Genomic DNA, 15,796 nt, shown 5'->3' with positions numbered 1-15,796 from the left:
TTGTACATTAAATTTCGTAAATTTACCAGTATTTTTTTGGCATTAAGCAAAATTTAACATATTGTTTAGGAATGTTTTTTTGAGCGGGCGAACCTGGATCTCTCCATTCTCCACAAAAGCAAGCATCGGTCCTCTTCCTAAACGCTTGTTCCGCTCATTGAAACGGCTGCTGATATCGCTGATGCGTATCTGCAGCGGCGCCATCTCAAAGGCCATGATCACGGCGTCCAGATTGCCCGCCACTCCGGCTGTCACGGTACCCCTTAGATCACCCAGGATAATGACATTGCCTTTGGCAGTCACCCGTGCCCCATGGTCCACATCGCCAATGATGATGATGCTGGCTTCTGATTCCAGGCAGTCTCCCCTTCGCAGTGTTCCGCGGTAAAACTGCCCGGTCTGGGAGCTCAGCTCCATCAGCTTATCATTCAGTGCTTTCTCACAACGTTCAATCCGCTCCGCATCCGTGTCCAGAAGACAGAGCACCTCGATCTGTGAGTTTCTCGTAATCGTATCAACAATCTCGAATTCCTCCGCCGCAGTAAGGATACGCCCTTCCAATGTAAGGGTCATCTGGACTGAACCCCAGAACCTGGCGCTTTCGCTGAATTTCTTCCCGATGGCTTCCACTAACTCGCCAAAGGGAAGGTCCGGGTCCAGGATCACGGTCATGCCCGCCTTACTGCTTTTGATTACTACCGCATTGTGCATACAATCACCTCTTTTGCTGGTTTAGTCACCAATATTTACATTTGATACACCTAAGGCTCCGGAATCAAGGATCTGATCCAGGGTCGTATATCTATAATAATACTCATACACCTTTTTGCCAAGGGTTGCCGCGTTGGTTCCTGCATAACCGTAAGGAATATTTACTGTAACAGCAATCTCGGGATGGCTGTAAGGTGCAAAGGATACAAAGAAGGCATGGTTGGATCTGGTCCTGTCCTCCTGGGCAGTACCTGTTTTGCCTGCAACCTCCACCGGGAGGTCTGAGAAAATGCTCTTGGCAGAGCTGTCCGTGATCACCCGCCGCATACCGGTCTGGACCGCGTTCCAGGTGGAGTCCGAAGCCTCAATGTGGGAACTTGCAGTGGGCGCGTAATCCGTGATCAGGTTGCCGTTGGAGTCCGTGAGCTTATCCAGAAGGCTCAGTTCAAATACGGTCCCTCTGTTGGCAATGGCCGCCACATAGCGGGACAGCTGCACGTTGGTGTAGGAATGGGTGCCCTGCCCCATGGCGGAACGCTCAGGGTCCTCCGTGGAGATCTGAGGTTCATTTTCCGGGATCTCCACTCCCGAGGTGTGGTCCAGTCCAAACATGGCCGCATATTTGTGCAGGGTATCCAGTCCCTGCTCCGGTGAATAGGTGCCGTCAGGTTTGATACAGAGCCTGTGGGCCAGTTCCGCAAAGAAATAGTTACAGGAGTTCTGTATGCCCTCCTCTATGTTCTCGCCGCCATGCCGTCCCGGATAAATCCAGCACTTGATGGGATTGGAAACCTGGTCGTAAATACCGGTACACTCAACGGTATCCTGAAGTCCGATCACACCTTCCTCCAGGGCAGCCACCGCAGTGATGGGCTTAAATGTGGAACCCGGGGCCTTCTGGGCCTGGGTGGCATTGTTGTACAATGGTTTGGACATATCATCCTGGAGCTGGGCAAAGTACACAGCATCCACGCTGCCCGACATCAGGTTATTATCATAACTGGGATAAGTTACAAGGGCTTTTACCTCCCCTGTCCGCACATCCGTGACCACGACCCCGGCCGTACAGGGGTCCAAGGCCAGCTGGGCCGGCGTCAGGTCCAGGTTAGAGATCTTTTCCCGGATAAACTGGAACGCATAGGTGCTATCTCCTGTCCTGAGGGCCGCTATCTCCTGGGGATTGTTCTCCAGCACGCCCTGTGAAAAGAGGGCCAGGCACAGCTGGTTGCCGGTGATCACCTCGTCATTTACAAGATAGCGGAACATACGCTTGGTAAACTTGTTGTCAGTTTTCAGGGACTCGATCACATAATCCACCAGCTGGCCAAAGATATCGTCCGCATCGGAATACTTGCTGGATACATCCAGCCGTGTGGTATCCACCCAGCTGCCGGCAATTCCGCTGTAGATATAATCCCTTAAGCTGATGCTCCCCTCTTTCCATGCCTGATACTCCGGCGAGGACTGGTCGATCCTGTCCTTTTGGATGATACCGATGGAGGAATCCGACAAAAATGTATAGATATAGTTCATGTAAGTGGACATATCCTTTGGCAGGTCGTTCATGGCCATGGCGTGTGCACTCATAAGCTCGTTGCGGATATTGGTCAGGATCTGGTCCCTGGATGTCACATAGGTGCTGTATATTTCCTTTTCAATGTCCGAGGCATCCTCCCTGGCCATATCCGGAAGGGACAGGACATTGTTGTTGATCAGCTGATAATACGCATCCTTTACAGGTATCTTTTTCTTGGAGGAGTCCGCTGTGGTCAGCGGGTCCACGTCCTCATTCCTCAGCCAGTAGGTGATGATACCGGCCAGCTGCTGTTCGATCAGCTTGTAGGTGGCGATCTGAAGGTCCCTGTCAATGGTGAGATAGACATCATCCCCAGCCTTGGCATCTGTTTTTTCAATGATCTCACGGGGGCGTCCCATATTATCCACATACATCCTGGAGTATCCCTTTTCACCCTGAAGCTCCAGCTCCATGGATTTTTCAATCCCCGTACGCCCCACAATATCGTTCAGGTCATATTTCTTAGAGTCCTGGGGAAGCCCGGCGGCCTCATCGGTGTGGCGCCACTGTTCGTTGAGTTCGTCCAGCTGGTCTTCCTGGACCTTGCCTGTATAGCCAATGATGGGGGCAAAGAACAGACTGTCGTTGTATTTGCGGACAGAGGACTGTTCCACGGAAACACCCTTTAAGTCGGCAATGTTTTCATTGATCTCGGTCATGGTTTCATTGCTGATGCCCACAGCCACCGTGGTGGTCTCGTATTTCTGGTATTCGGTCAGTTTCATGGTGTAAATGATGTTGACCATGTCAAGGGCGATCTTATCCGGAAGGATCAGGGCATTTCCCTTATCATCCTTCATCTTGTCCAGTTCATAGCTGTGCTTTTTTGTCTCAAATGCCTCCCTGGCCGTGATATTCCTGGGATATTTCCCCTTGGGGTCGTCCAGCTCCGCGCTGGATGAACGGCCGTAAAAGTTCAGGAGGAACCTGGTCTTGGCAGACTCGGAGGTGGAAGTAAAGATCATCTCTCCGTTCTGGTCCATGGCCACCTCAAACTTGCCCTCCACGGTTTCTCCCCGCCGTTCCAGTATGGTTACAAGACGGTACAGCATCTTATTGCGGTCAGCAGGCCTGGAGTAATCTCCCGTGTCCTGGATGACTACGGAATATGCCAGTTCATTGTAAGCCAGCTCATATCCGTTGCAGTCATAAATCTTACCCCGGGTGCCTGGGGTATCCACGCTTCTCTCCGTCTTCTGCATATATTTTTCCTGGTAGTCGCTTCCGTCCAGGATCTGCATCCGGAACAGTTTCCCCACCAGGCCCGCAAACATTACGGTAAATATGACAGAAAGGGCAAAAAGCCTGGAACTGAACAGCTTTTTAAAAAATTCCTGTACGATCTCCAAAAGTTCTTCAAACAAGATTCTTGTCTCTCCTTTTTCCTATATCTTCCACGCGTCTGCTGGCAGATAAGAACAGCCGGTAAATCAAAAGGGTGGTCACCGCCGTGAAAATGATCTCGGGCAGCATGATATTCCTGAAATAATAGGGAAGGTTCAGCCTTCCCCGTATCAGGAAACGGAATACATAAACGTACATGCTGTACCACAGCCCGTTCACAATACTTAAGATCAGGGGCAGGGTAATGTAGTCCTCATAGTAATATTTGGTGAAAATACCGTTCACATATCCGATATAAATATAGATCAGGGTATAGAACCCAAAGGGGCCGCTGTAAAAAAGGTCTAACAGCAGTCCTGATAATATGCCGTAAAGCATCCCCGCATTCTTTCCATGGATAAACCCAAAGGAGAATGTGAGGATCAAAAGCAGATTAGGCGTTGCGGACAAAAACGGAAGTAAAGGGAATACGCAGTTCTGCACCGTAAATGCCAGCACAATAAACAATATATTGATAAGAACCTGTTTTACCTTTGCATGAATCACTGGGCAGCCGCCTCTCCTGTATCTTTGATATCCGTGATGATCAATACCTCCTGCAGATTGTCAAAATCCGCAATGGGAATCAGATAGCCTGACTGGGTCAGGTGGTCCGGGTCAATGGTTACATCTGTTGCATACCCAATAAGGATTCCGGGCAGGAACTTGGAACTGATATTGGAGGTGATAATCTGGTCCCCGTCCCGCAGCTGGGCATCCTTTGAAAAATCGGTGAGCTTCAGCTTCCCCTCCTCGTACAGGGTCAGATCCCCTGCCACGATACAGGTATAGGAGGAATCCAGCTTCATGGCTCCCACGCGGCTGGAATCATCAATAATGGAACGGACCGTGGCATAATTAGCCCCCACATCCGTGACGATCCCCACCAGTCCTCCGTCAGCCACCACGTTCATATCCACAGCCACTCCATCCTTGGAGCCTTTGTTGATGCGGAAAACCTGGAACCATTTTTCTGAATCCCTGGCAATGACCCTGGCTCCGATTTTCTCATACTGCATATATTCCTGGTCCAGCTCATACAGCTGCCGTAAGCGGTCCAGTTCAAACTGCTCAGCCTGAAGACGGTTGTTGTCCTCTGTGAGCTGGGCCACCTGACTTTTTAATTCTTCGTTTTCCGCCAGTGCATCCTTCAGCGAACCGTAATCCCTTATTTCGTTATAGATTCCGGTGCCCACTGCATTGACCCCGGACTGGATGGGAATAAGGAAATATCCCACTCCTGTCCGCAGCGGTTCCATGATACCGTCTTTCAGGGAGGTGATGCAGATCATCAGCACACACAGTACCGTGAGTCCCGTAAGTATATATTTGCTGTGTTTAGATTCCATGGATTAACTTCCTCTTACAATATTTTCTGTTCGCGGAAACTGAGGTAACACCTGTCTCCGATGACGATATGGTCGATAAGGGTAATACCGATCAGGGCTCCTGCTTCCTTTACACGCCCGGTGAGCATCCGGTCTGCTCTGCTTGGCGCCGGGTCTCCGCTGGGATGATTGTGCACCAGCACCATGGACACCGCGCAGCAGCGGAGCGCTTCTATGAGGATCTCACGGGGAGTGGTGACCGATGCGTTCACGGTTCCCCTGGAAATAAGATGGTCTTTGATCAGAACCTGTTTGGTGTTCAGGAACATGACCCTTATTTCCTCCTGCTCCAGGTGGCGCATATCTTCCATATAATAATCGGAAATCTCCTGGGGGTTCCCAAAGGAAATGGGATTGACCCGGGCTCTTCTCTTCCAGATCCGTCTGGAAAGCTCGCCGATACATAAAAGCTGTACCCCCTTCACTTTCCCCACGCCTTTGATCTTCATAAAATCATTCAGGGAATGATGCAAAAGCCCCAGCAATCCGTCACCGGGACTGCCAAGGGCCAGAAGCTTTTCTGACAGGGCCAGGGAAGACTGGTCCCTGCTGCCTGTGCGTATGATAACTGCCAGAAGCTCTGCATCTGTCAGGCCCTCCGGGCCATGGCAAAGACATTTTTCATAGGGACGGTCCATACTGGGCAGATCCTTCATTCTTATTCTTTCCATCTCTCTCCTAACTACGCACCTCTCCAAGTACAAAGTTAAGAAAATAGAGCTGTTTAAATAAACCGGTAAATGATCAGGGCCACAGCGATTCCGATTATGCTGGCCATGGTGATCTTGATGGTAAGTCCAAAGGTGATGACCAGAATCCCGAAATTGATGACCAACGGGGAATCCAGTCCAAAGGATTGTCCGAAATTCAGCCATTCAAGCCAGGGCACCCCCTCGGCCAGCTGTCCCATAAAGCCGCCCAGCACAATACCTGCCAGGAGCATGATCAAAAGTATCCAGAAATTCTTGTAATGCATGTACCTTGTCCTCCGGTCTACCTAATTAGTATATATTACCATAAGTCCTTTAAAGTGTCATCTTAAAATTTTCAAAACACCGTCATCCAATAATTGCTGCAAAGATTTAAGGATTCCCAGCTTTGCATGGTACCAGGTCAGTCCTCCCTGGAAATATACAGCATAGGGCGGCTTAATGGGACCGTCCGCGGAAAGCTCAATGGAGGATCCCTGGACAAACGCTCCGGCAGCCATAATGACCTGGCTGTCATATCCCGGCATATCCCATGGCTCCGGCGTTACATAGCTGTCCACGGGCGCGGCTGCCTGGATCCCCTTGCAGAAGGCAATGACACCTTCCGGTGTGCCAAAGGTAATGGCCTGGATAATGTCATGGCGGGACTCATTGCTGTCAGGAACCACCTGAAATCCCAGGCGTTCATAGATATTGGCGGCAAATACAGCGCCCTTTAAGGCGCCTGCAACAACCGTGGGGGAAAGGAACAGGCCCTGGTAAAGCTGCTGGTTGATCCCCAGGCTGGCGCCCACCTCTTTTCCAAGTCCGGGAGCGCTGAGACGGTAGGATGCCCTGTCCACACATTCCTTTGTTCCCACAATATAGCCGCCGATGGGGGCCAGGCCTCCGCCCGGATTCTTGATCAGGGATCCCACGATCATGTCGGCTCCCACATCCGTAGGCTCTTTTTCCTCCACAAACTCTCCATAGCAGTTATCTACCATGCAGATCACATCCGGCCTGATCTCTTTGACAAAGGAGATCAGTTCACCGATCCTGTCCACGGAAAGGGTGGGACGTGTGGCATATCCTTTGGAACGCTGGATGGTTACCAGCTTTGTCCTGGGATTCATTGCCTTTGCGATCCCGGCAAAGTCAAAGCTTCCGTCCTCAAGAAGGTCCACCTGCCTGTAGGTCACCCCGTATTCCTTAAGGGATCCCACGGAATCGCGGATGCCGATCACTTCCTCCAGGGTGTCATATGGTTTGCCCACCGGGGATAAAAGCTCATCTCCGGGGCGGAGGTTGCCTGATAAAGCCACGTGCAGCGCATGGGTACCGCTGATCAGCTGGGGGCGCACCAGTGCGCTTTCTCCATGAAATACGCTGGCATATACATCCTCCAGAGTGTCACGGCCCAGGTCATTGTATCCGTATCCGGTGGTCGCGGCAAAGTGAATGTCGCTGACCCGGTTATCCTGCATTCCCTTGATAACCTTCATCTGGTTATACTCGGCAATGGCGTCAATCCCTTCAAACCGCTCCTTCAGCCCGGCTTCCACTTCCCTGCCAAACTCCATTACCTGGGGGCTGATGCCCAGTTCCTTATACATCCCTTGTAAACTTTTTATGTCCATTTTATATCTTATCTCCAATCCGTCTGATCCGGCTGTTATTATTTTATAAGCGTTTTCTCCCGCGCCAGTTTGTCATTATATCACAATCCCCTTCGCCCTGCAATCCTCTATTATCTGATCCAGCAGCCGGGAAGTATTGTTTTCAAATTCAGGCAGGTTCAGCCACCGCACATCCCTCTCCCGCTTAAACCAGGTCAGCTGGCGCTTGGCAAAATGTCTGGTATCGCGTTTTAGTATATACACAGCCTCATCCAGGCTTACGCGGCCTTCCAGGTAATCCAGGATCTCTTTATAGCCAAGTCCCTGCATGGAGGTCTGTCCACGGCGGCACCCCAAGTCCCTGAGCTTGTTTACTTCTTCAATAAGACCGTTTTCCATCATCTGGTCCACTCTGCGGTCAATGCGTTCATAGAGCAGGGAACGGTCCGTATTCACTACATAGTATAGGAAGTTATAGGGGGATTCCCTCTTACGTTCCTGCTCGTTGTGAAGGGATATCTTTTCCCCGGTGATCCTGAAATACTCTATGGCCCGTATGACACGCTTTAAATTGTTGGCATGGATCTGGCCGGCCGCCTCAGGATCCACCTCCTGCAGCATGCTGTGGAGAAGATCCGGCGCCGCCTCTCCTGCTTCTTCTGCCAGGGCTTCCAGTTCACTGCGTACAGGGCTTGCTTCGTCATTTTCCCGAAAGTCGATATCATATAGGAGGGCCTGGATGTAAAAGCCCGTGCCTCCTGCAACAATGGGCACATGTCCGTGGCTGTAGATTTCCGTCAGCGCCTCTTTGGCCAAGTGCTGAAATGTAACCACGTTAAAGTCCTGGTCCGGATCCAGCACATCGATCAGATAATGGGGAATCCCATCCATCTCATCTGGCGTGATCTTGGCTGAACCGATATCCATGTGGCGGTACACCTGCATGGAATCAGCGCTGATGATCTCCCCGCCAATGGCCTTGGCCAGCTGAATGGACAGGGCTGTTTTCCCCACAGCGGTGGGACCGGTGAGAATAATGAGAGGCTGTTTCATTGGCTGTTTCATTTGCAGCTGTTTCATTTTCCGCAGCTCCTTTCGTTGTCAGTCTACACAATTCGCTTGAACTTCTTTTCCAGTTCATATTTTGTCATGGAAATAATGGTGGGCCTGCCGTGGGGGCATGCGTAGGGATTGTCCAGCTGCAGCAGCTGGTCAATAAGTTCATTGGCCTCCGCGGCGGACAGGGAGTGATGGCCCTTGACCGCAGCCTTACAGGACATGGAAGCCACCCTCTCGTAGATGATATCAGGATTGTGCACCGAGATATCATCGGAAAGCCCGTCTATCATTTCGATCAAAAGTTCCTTCTGGGCAATGGAAAACAGGTTGGCAGGAACGCCGCGCACTGCATATTCCCGGCCTCCAAAGGGTTCTATCTCAAATCCCATTCCTGTAAAATAACTCATGTATCTGCTTAACAGGACCTCCTCGTTCATATTCAGTGTGAGGATAATAGGCGGTTCCACCATCTGTGTGTCGTATTGCCTTGTTTTTAAGGTCTTTATGGTTTTTTCATAGAGTACCTTTTCATGGGCCGCGTGCTGGTCAATAATAAAAAGCTGCTCATTGTACTCCACCATCCAGTAGGTGTCAAACAGCTGGCCAATGAGTTTATGCCTCAGTCTGGCCTTGGGATCCAAAAGCTTTCCGTCAAACAGGTCCAGCTGCTCCGGCTCCTTTGGCGCCGGGGCATTGGACTGATCTTCTGCTAAAGTGGGGACTTGATCCTGTTTATCTCCAATATATTTGTTTGAAGTGGAGTCTGTTTTGTTGATATCCTGTAATTTCTCAGAAAAAGTGGAGGCAGTATTCTGAGTGGCGTTTGAATCCTTCATGGCATTGGCAGCAGCCTCCTGCTCCCGTTTTCGCACTTTCAGCCATTCCGGCATCAGTTCATTCACATAGGATGGCTTGGGCGGAGGTGTCCGGGCATAACTGGCAGATGAGGAAGCCTTGTCCTGGGCTGCGGGCTGGGCGGCGCGGTTCATGGACTCGCGTCTTTTTACCTCAAACGGCTCGGGCCTGGGTGACAGCCGCTGGGCCAGGTCCGCGGCCTCCTTCTCCTTTTTTTCGGCGAGGCTCACCTCGGGTATCAGTTCCTTGTGGGCCAGGGCATCCGCCACCGCCTTGACCACTGCGCGGTAGACAGCTTCTCCGTCAGAAAAGCGCAGCTCCATCTTGGTGGGGTGGACATTCACGTCCAGAGTGTCCTGCTGTATGGTAAAATGCAGCATGGTGAAGGGATATTTGTGCTGCATCATAAAGGGCTTATATGCCTCTTCTATGGCTTTTGAAATCACGCTGCTGCGGATATAGCGTCTGTTGATAAAGTAGTTTTCATAGTTGCGGTTGGATCTGGCGATCACCGGCTTTCCGATAAATCCAGACACTTGGATATCGCCCTCCTGGGCGTTTACGGCCAGAAGATTGGATGTGATCTCACGTCCGAACACGGTGTAGATCAGGTCTTTTAAATTATGGTTTCCTGAGGTGTAGAGCTTGTTCTGATTGTTTTGTATAAAACGGATGGAGATATCAGGGTGGGACAGGGCGATCTTTTCCACCACGGCAGCCACATGGGCCCCTTCTGTCATGGGGGTCTTTAGGAATTTTTTCCTGGCCGGGGTGTTATAGAACAGATTGCGGGCAATGATGGTGGTTCCTTCCGGCGCTCCGATCTCCTCCAGCCCACGTTCCGCTCCTCCCTCAATTTGGTAACGCGAGCCTGTCAGGCTGTCGCTTGTTTTTGAGATCAGTTCTACCTGGGCCACTGCGGCAATGCTGGCAAGAGCCTCACCTCTGAAACCAAGGGAGGAAACAGTGAAGAGGTCCTCCACGGATCTGATCTTGCTGGTGGCGTGGCGCAGAAAGGCCAGGGCGATCTGGTCCCTGGGGATACCGCAGCCATTGTCCGTTACCCGGACCATGGAACAGCCCCCGTCCTTAATCTCTATGGTCACGGCAGTGGCCTGGGCATCAATGGCATTTTCAAGAAGTTCCTTTACCACGGAAGCCGGCCGTTCGATTACCTCTCCTGCCGCTATTTTGTTAATGGTGCTTTGATCTAATACAGTAATGTTGGCCATATGGTATCCTTTCCGTCAATGCTTTTGTATGTTATATGGGTTTGTAGTGTACGTAACCCTAAAAACGCCGGCCCCAAGTTACTGGAGGGCCGGCTCCTTAATCATTCGTTTTTGCAGGGGTGAACTTTCTGACCCGTACCCACTTCACTGCCTTTCGTTTTACAAATCCATCAAACCTTCCAGAAGATGTACGGTCATGGTCCCCTGTTCCGTATCCACATTCAGGATGCAGTCCTTGATGGCGGGTATTAACAGCTCCCTGCCGTTTTTCATCTCTACCACATACACGTCATTGGCGCCTGTTTCCAGTACGTCCTTCAGGACGCCAAGGGCTTCCCCGTCCTCTGTAAGCACCTGAAGTCCTATGAGGTCTGTGATAAAGTATTCATCCGGTCCCAGTTCCACCGCATGGTCCCTGGTAATGAGCAGGTCTTTGGATTTGTATTTTTCAATATCATTTATATTGTCATATCCCTTGAATTTGAGAATGACCATGTTTTTAAAATACTTCACCTGTTCAATCTCAAGAGGTATCTGTTCTTTTCCTGTGTCAAGTATAATTTCTTTTAATTCGTTAAAGCGTTTGGGGTCATCTGTTGTGGGAAATACCTTTACCTCTCCCCTCACTCCATGGGTAGATGTGATAACGCCTACTCTGAGCATGTCTTCCATATAATATATAACCTTTCTCACCTAGCAAGAAACAAACCGCCAGCCCAGGGGCCGGCGGTCCATCAATTACTGAATCTCAACAATTACTTTCTTGTCTTCTTTGGATGCAGCGGCCTTGACTACGGAACGGATTGCTTTTGCGATCCTGCCCTGTTTGCCAATGACCTTGCCCATATCGGCAGGAGACACCTTAAGTTCGATCAATGTATCTTCGCCCTTCATTGATTCGGTAACGACAACTTCATCTGGGTTATCGACCAGTGCTTTCGCAATCACTTCGACTAATTCCTTCATCTCTCCACCTCATTTGAGTCTTACTGAATGCCGGCGATCTTTAAGAGTTTTCCAACAGTCTCAGTAGGCTGTGCGCCTGTTGCGATCCACTTCTTAGTCGCTTCCTCGTCAAACTTGATTACGCTTGGTTCTCTGGTTGGATCATAATAACCGATCTCCTCGATGAACTTTCCATCTCTTGGGGATCTGGAATCAGCAACTACGATTCTATAGAAAGGAGCCTTCTTCTGTCCCATTCTTTTTAATCTCATCTTTACTGCCATGTGATTTTCACCTCCTTGTGATTTGTTCTTATATTAGACATACAGGATATCCTGTTTGACTAGCTTAATGTATTGTGTTACCGGGGCCTTAAAATGGAAATTTCATCTTACCGCCCATAAGTCCGCCAAGACCGCCGAAGCCGCCCCGCTTTTTGCCGCCGCCCATAAGGCCGGGCATCTGTTTCATCATCTTCTTCATCTGGTCGAACTGTTTGACCAGGCGGTTGACTTCACTGACCTCCACGCCTGCGCCCTTGGCAATGCGCTGCTTTCTGGAGGGGTTCATCAGGTTGGGATTGTCCCTTTCCTCCTTGGTCATGGAAAGGATAATGGATTCCACCCTGCGCATGGATTTCTCGCCCTCATCCATATCCACACCGGAGAGCTGGCTGCCCATGCCCGGCATCATGGAGAGGATACTTCCCATACCGCCCATCTTTTTGATCTGCTGCATCTGGGTCAGGAAATCATTATAGTCAAATTCCGCTTTGCGCAGCTTCTGGCTCAGTTCCCTGGCCTGCTCTTCATCTACCTCGGCCGTTGCTTTTTCAATCAGGGACTGGATATCTCCCATTCCCAGGATCCTGGAAGCCATGCGGTCCGGATAGAACTGCTCCAGATCGGACAACTTCTCGCCCATACCAACATATAGGATCGGTTTCCCTGTGACAGCGCGGATGGAAAGCGCCGCACCGCCTCGGGTATCGCCATCCAGCTTTGTGAGGATGACACCGTCAATACCAATTTTTTCATTAAATGTGCCGGATACGTTGACCGCATCCTGTCCGGTCATGGCGTCTACCACCAGTATGGTCTGGTATACGTCCACATGATCCTTAATCTCCACCAGTTCTTCCATCATGCCTTCGTCTATGTGAAGGCGGCCGGCAGTATCCAGTATGACCAGGTTCATTCCGTTCTTAGCCGCATGCTCCACAGCAGCTTTGGCAATGTCCACCGGTTTATTCCTGTCCCCCATGGTGAAGACAGGGACGCCGACTTTCTCTCCGTTGATCTGCAGCTGTTTAATGGCCGCAGGACGATATACATCGCAGGCTGCAAGAAGAGGCTTTTTGCCTTTGGCTTTCATCTTGCCCGCGATCTTGGCCGTGGTGGTGGTCTTACCAGCACCCTGAAGGCCTGCCATCATAATGATGGTGATCTCGTTGCCCGGTTTCAGGGCAATCTCCGTGGTTTCGGAACCCATGAGCTTTACCAGCTCTTCCGTTACGATCTTGATAACCGTCTGTCCGGGGGTCAGACTGCCGAATACATCTTCCCCAACCGCCCGATCCTGAACCGAGCTGACAAACTGCTTTACTACCTTGAAACTCACATCTGCCTCAAGCAGGGCCATCTTAACTTCCTTTAAAGCAGCTTTTACATCTGCCTCTGTCAGTCTGCCCTTGCCGCGCAGGTTTTTGAATACATTCTGTAATTTATCGGATAAGCTTTCAAAAGCCATGAATACCTCCTAAGGGCCGCACCGCTGCGGGTTACAGGGTGCCGGTGATTTCTCCCGACAATCTGCGGATCCGGCCGATCAGGGCCATATCTCCGGTTCGGGCACATTCGTCTGCCAGGTGTTCCACTTCCCTGGCCATATCCCGGATTTTCATGAATTTGGCCACCAGATGAAGCTTGGCCTCATATTCTTCCAGTATCTTGTCACATCGTTTTATCAGATCATGGACACCCTGACGGCTGATCCCCAGTTCTCCTGCTATCTCGCTGGGAGAAAGATCATTAAACACCACGTCCTCATACACTTTGCGCTGGTGTTCTGTCAGCAGTTCTCCATAAAAATCATACAGTAAACCTTGTTCCACAATCTTTTCCATTTCAACCACCTGTGATATCATACACGATGGCAGAAAGAATGTCAAGCATTTTTACTTGACATTCCCTGAAAGTTTTTATAAATTTTTATTTACCCGTTATAATGTACATTTTTACAGCCAGCATAGATAAAAATAGCGGCCAGGAGACAGATGACTGTCACGGAACGGTACAGCTGGCCATGGCCCGGATAAAACTGGGATCCGATCAGGCTGAACCCGATCCCAAACATGGCAACCATGATGGGAACCAGGGAGAAGAACAGGTATTTGCCCGTGGACATTACATTTTTCGGGGGGTTGCAGCGGGTCAGCTTGACGAGCGGCAGCCTTGCGAGACGGAAACAGGGACCAAAGGTAAATGAAGCCTGGTACGCGATCCCCTCCAGCCGGATCAGGGCATATGTTTTCTCCAGTCTGATCGTTTCATAGTCAAGATGGTTCCTTTGGGCATAGATAGCGGTTTCCCGTGCAAAGTCAGTGGGGTTCAGGATCTCTTCCTGGGGTTCAAAATAAATGTACTGGCCATGAAGTTCCTTTTTAAACAAAATCCAGTCTTTTTTGATGTTCTGGAACAGGAAGCCCTGTTTTTCATCCTCATGGATCTCCTTAAGACACTGACCGATCTCCACGGGGCTCAGCTGTATTCTCTCTTCCAGACGGGTGCACATCTGCCCCATCTTTTTTAGCTGCTCCACCTCTCCATCGATCTGGCTGCGGCGCATCTGCATCATTTCCCCCAATCCTATGCGTCCCTCATAATAGCCGCGTATATCTTTTATGGGAATGCCAAGCTGCCTGAAAAGCTTGATCTCCAAAAGCCGTACAATGTCCTCCTCGCTGTAATCCCTGTACCGGTTTCCTTCCGTGCGCCCGGGCTCCAGCAGTTCTTCGCTTTCATAGTACCGGATGTTTTTTCGGTCCAGCCCGGTTCTGGCTTCTGCTTCTTTCATCTTCATACAACGCACCCTCCTTTCCTGGGATACATTGATTGTAAACTATACAGGAACTGTACAGTCAAGTATATTTTTGGAAATAATGGGGAAATGATAGAGAAATTTTTATAATCCCTTGTGATAGCCATAAAAAGCAGCCCGAAGCGGATCATTCCACCCCGGACTGTAAAATTATGGAATATTTAGTTGCTGTTGTAGTTGGGGGTCAGGACGATCTCTCCGCTGATGATCTTTTCCTTTGCCTCGTCAGCTGCTGCCTTTGCCTCATCAGTCGCCTTGCTGCTGTAAGGGGCGATACTGATAACGCCTTCCTTTAAACCGGGGTTTTCAAGTCCGCCGAAGGTGCCTGCATTGATGATGTCGATCTGGGAGGTGATCATGGTGGGGATACTTACCATAAGGGAGGTAAGGCACAGGTCGTCCTTTACCAGGGATGCCTGGTCGGAGGTATATCCGATACAGAACACACCCTTTTCCTCACATGCCTCAAATGCTCCAAGCCCTGTCTCATCGCAGGTCTGAAGGATCACGTCAACACCCTGCTCGATCATGGCCAGGGCGGTTTCTTTTCCCTTGGAGGAATCATTAAAGGTGCCGGTGATCACTGTTTTTACTTCCACGTCAGGTCTGGCTGCCTTTGCGCCTTCCACAAATGCGTTTTTATCGGAAGCCTGCGTGCTGTTGTCTCCGCCGCCGATGTAGCCGATCACGCCGCTCTGACTCTGCACTGCTGCCAGCACGCCGCACACGTATGCGCCCTCATACTCCTTGTAATCATAGAAAGCAATGTTGGATGGGGCTTCTTCGCCTTCAGGCGGGTTTCCTGTGATGAAGAAATATTTTTCAGGATAATCCTCAGCCACGCGGACGCAGGCGTCTCCGTACTGCACGCCGTGTCCGATCACAAAGTCATAATCCTCCTCGCAGTAGCTTCTGAAGGTGGACTCCATGTCAGCTGCCTGCACATCCTCTGTATAGGCGATCCCATAGCCCTGGGATTCCAGTTCCTTAAGGCCCTCATAAGCGCCCTGGTTCCAGGATTTGTCCGTGATAAAGCCTGGGAGAAGGATAGCAATCTTGGATACTTCCCCGGCAGCGGCTTTTTCACCTTGTTCCTGGGCTGCCTCTGTTTTTTCTGTTTCAGCTGCCTTGGTGGTTTCTTCTGCTTTGCTGCCGCAGCCTGTGATCACAGATGCTGCCATGGCGGCACACAGAAGAAGGGATACTACTTGTTTGCTCTTTTTCATAATTACGTCTCCTT

General features: G+C 50.5%; 16 protein-coding genes. All 16 read right to left on the bottom strand.

Features of this window, described 5'->3' with window-relative positions; translation table 11 throughout:
* Positions 1-42 precede the first annotated feature (42 nt).
* A complete protein-coding gene (locus ABID13_RS06635; RefSeq protein ID WP_007864878.1) occupies positions 43-711 on the bottom strand; it encodes a septum site-determining protein MinC in 669 nt (222 codons plus the stop codon).
* Positions 712-732: 21 nt separating this feature from the next.
* The gene (locus tag ABID13_RS06630) at positions 733-3,651 is read right to left on the bottom strand and encodes a penicillin-binding transpeptidase domain-containing protein (RefSeq protein WP_007864879.1); all 2,919 of its coding nucleotides are present in this window, start codon (positions 3,649-3,651) and stop codon (positions 733-735) included.
* Positions 3,644-4,177 carry a rod shape-determining protein MreD gene (mreD, locus tag ABID13_RS06625; protein ID WP_007864882.1) on the bottom strand — a complete coding sequence of 178 codons (534 nt, stop codon included), beginning with the start codon at positions 4,175-4,177 and terminating at the stop codon, positions 3,644-3,646. The genes ABID13_RS06630 and mreD overlap by 8 nt, the downstream gene beginning before the upstream one ends.
* Entirely contained in the window at positions 4,174-5,019 is an 846-nt protein-coding gene (gene mreC, locus ABID13_RS06620) for a rod shape-determining protein MreC (protein WP_007864883.1), read from the bottom strand. The genes mreD and mreC overlap by 4 nt, the downstream gene beginning before the upstream one ends.
* 14 nt (positions 5,020-5,033) lie before the next feature.
* Positions 5,034-5,729 carry a RadC family protein gene (gene radC, locus ABID13_RS06615; protein WP_040416777.1) on the bottom strand — a complete coding sequence of 232 codons (696 nt, stop codon included), beginning with the start codon at positions 5,727-5,729 and terminating at the stop codon, positions 5,034-5,036.
* Positions 5,730-5,782: 53 nt separating this feature from the next.
* Positions 5,783-6,034: a DUF4321 domain-containing protein gene (locus ABID13_RS06610; protein ID WP_007864887.1), complete on the bottom strand. Its 252-nt coding sequence runs from the start codon at positions 6,032-6,034 to the stop codon at positions 5,783-5,785.
* 57 nt (positions 6,035-6,091) lie between these two features.
* Positions 6,092-7,387: a methionine gamma-lyase family protein gene (locus ABID13_RS06605; protein WP_007864889.1), complete on the bottom strand. Its 1,296-nt coding sequence runs from the start codon at positions 7,385-7,387 to the stop codon at positions 6,092-6,094.
* A gap of 75 nt (positions 7,388-7,462) precedes the next feature.
* Entirely contained in the window at positions 7,463-8,419 is a 957-nt protein-coding gene (miaA, locus tag ABID13_RS06600; protein WP_048930543.1) for a tRNA (adenosine(37)-N6)-dimethylallyltransferase MiaA, read from the bottom strand.
* A 53-nt stretch (positions 8,420-8,472) separates the two neighbouring features.
* On the bottom strand, positions 8,473-10,512 hold the full coding sequence (gene mutL / locus ABID13_RS06595; protein ID WP_048930460.1) for a DNA mismatch repair endonuclease MutL: 2,040 nt from the start codon (positions 10,510-10,512) through the stop codon (positions 8,473-8,475).
* A 159-nt stretch (positions 10,513-10,671) separates the two neighbouring features.
* Positions 10,672-11,184, bottom strand: coding sequence for a ribosome maturation factor RimM (gene rimM / locus ABID13_RS06590; protein WP_048930459.1), 513 nt, complete (start codon positions 11,182-11,184; stop codon positions 10,672-10,674).
* A gap of 66 nt (positions 11,185-11,250) precedes the next feature.
* The gene (locus ABID13_RS06585; protein ID WP_007864899.1) at positions 11,251-11,478 is read right to left on the bottom strand and encodes a KH domain-containing protein; all 228 of its coding nucleotides are present in this window, start codon (positions 11,476-11,478) and stop codon (positions 11,251-11,253) included.
* Between the two features lie 20 nt (positions 11,479-11,498).
* Positions 11,499-11,741 carry a 30S ribosomal protein S16 gene (gene rpsP, locus ABID13_RS06580; RefSeq protein ID WP_007864902.1) on the bottom strand — a complete coding sequence of 81 codons (243 nt, stop codon included), beginning with the start codon at positions 11,739-11,741 and terminating at the stop codon, positions 11,499-11,501.
* An 88-nt stretch (positions 11,742-11,829) separates the two neighbouring features.
* Positions 11,830-13,206, bottom strand: coding sequence for a signal recognition particle protein (ffh, locus tag ABID13_RS06575; protein ID WP_007864905.1), 1,377 nt, complete (start codon positions 13,204-13,206; stop codon positions 11,830-11,832).
* 31 nt (positions 13,207-13,237) lie between these two features.
* On the bottom strand, positions 13,238-13,582 hold the full coding sequence (gene ylxM, locus ABID13_RS06570) for a YlxM family DNA-binding protein (protein ID WP_048930458.1): 345 nt from the start codon (positions 13,580-13,582) through the stop codon (positions 13,238-13,240).
* 89 nt (positions 13,583-13,671) lie between these two features.
* Entirely contained in the window at positions 13,672-14,538 is an 867-nt protein-coding gene (locus ABID13_RS06565) for a MerR family transcriptional regulator (protein ID WP_048930457.1), read from the bottom strand.
* A gap of 179 nt (positions 14,539-14,717) precedes the next feature.
* Positions 14,718-15,782, bottom strand: coding sequence for a BMP family protein (locus ABID13_RS06560; RefSeq protein ID WP_007864914.1), 1,065 nt, complete (start codon positions 15,780-15,782; stop codon positions 14,718-14,720).
* Positions 15,783-15,796 lie beyond the last annotated feature (14 nt).

It is taken from the genome of Enterocloster citroniae, from assembly GCF_040545455.1.
GTDB lineage: Bacteria > Bacillota > Clostridia > Lachnospirales > Lachnospiraceae > Enterocloster > Enterocloster citroniae.
The sequence above is the reverse complement of the archived record's forward strand: the minus strand, read 5'-3'. Positions and strand labels throughout refer to the sequence as shown.

What these genes read in the sequence shown, in the direction of transcription:
- ABID13_RS06635 (WP_007864878.1), bottom strand. Translation starts at nt 711, where the DNA reads ATGCACAATGCGGTAGTAATCAAAAGCAGTAAGGCGGGCATGACCGTG.
- mreC (WP_007864883.1), bottom strand. Translation starts at nt 5,019, where the DNA reads ATGGAATCTAAACACAGCAAATATATACTTACGGGACTCACGGTACTG.
- radC (WP_040416777.1), bottom strand. Translation starts at nt 5,729, where the DNA reads ATGGAAAGAATAAGAATGAAGGATCTGCCCAGTATGGACCGTCCCTAT.
- ABID13_RS06610 (WP_007864887.1), bottom strand. Translation starts at nt 6,034, where the DNA reads ATGCATTACAAGAATTTCTGGATACTTTTGATCATGCTCCTGGCAGGT.
- ABID13_RS06605 (WP_007864889.1), bottom strand. Translation starts at nt 7,387, where the DNA reads ATGGACATAAAAAGTTTACAAGGGATGTATAAGGAACTGGGCATCAGC.
- miaA (WP_048930543.1), bottom strand. Translation starts at nt 8,419, where the DNA reads ATGAAACAGCCTCTCATTATTCTCACCGGTCCCACCGCTGTGGGGAAA.
- mutL (WP_048930460.1), bottom strand. Translation starts at nt 10,512, where the DNA reads ATGGCCAACATTACTGTATTAGATCAAAGCACCATTAACAAAATAGCG.
- rimM (WP_048930459.1), bottom strand. Translation starts at nt 11,184, where the DNA reads ATGGAAGACATGCTCAGAGTAGGCGTTATCACATCTACCCATGGAGTG.
- ABID13_RS06585 (WP_007864899.1), bottom strand. Translation starts at nt 11,478, where the DNA reads ATGAAGGAATTAGTCGAAGTGATTGCGAAAGCACTGGTCGATAACCCA.
- rpsP (WP_007864902.1), bottom strand. Translation starts at nt 11,741, where the DNA reads ATGGCAGTAAAGATGAGATTAAAAAGAATGGGACAGAAGAAGGCTCCT.
- ffh (WP_007864905.1), bottom strand. Translation starts at nt 13,206, where the DNA reads ATGGCTTTTGAAAGCTTATCCGATAAATTACAGAATGTATTCAAAAAC.
- ylxM (WP_048930458.1), bottom strand. Translation starts at nt 13,582, where the DNA reads ATGGAAAAGATTGTGGAACAAGGTTTACTGTATGATTTTTATGGAGAA.
- ABID13_RS06565 (WP_048930457.1), bottom strand. Translation starts at nt 14,538, where the DNA reads ATGAAGATGAAAGAAGCAGAAGCCAGAACCGGGCTGGACCGAAAAAAC.
- ABID13_RS06560 (WP_007864914.1), bottom strand. Translation starts at nt 15,782, where the DNA reads ATGAAAAAGAGCAAACAAGTAGTATCCCTTCTTCTGTGTGCCGCCATG.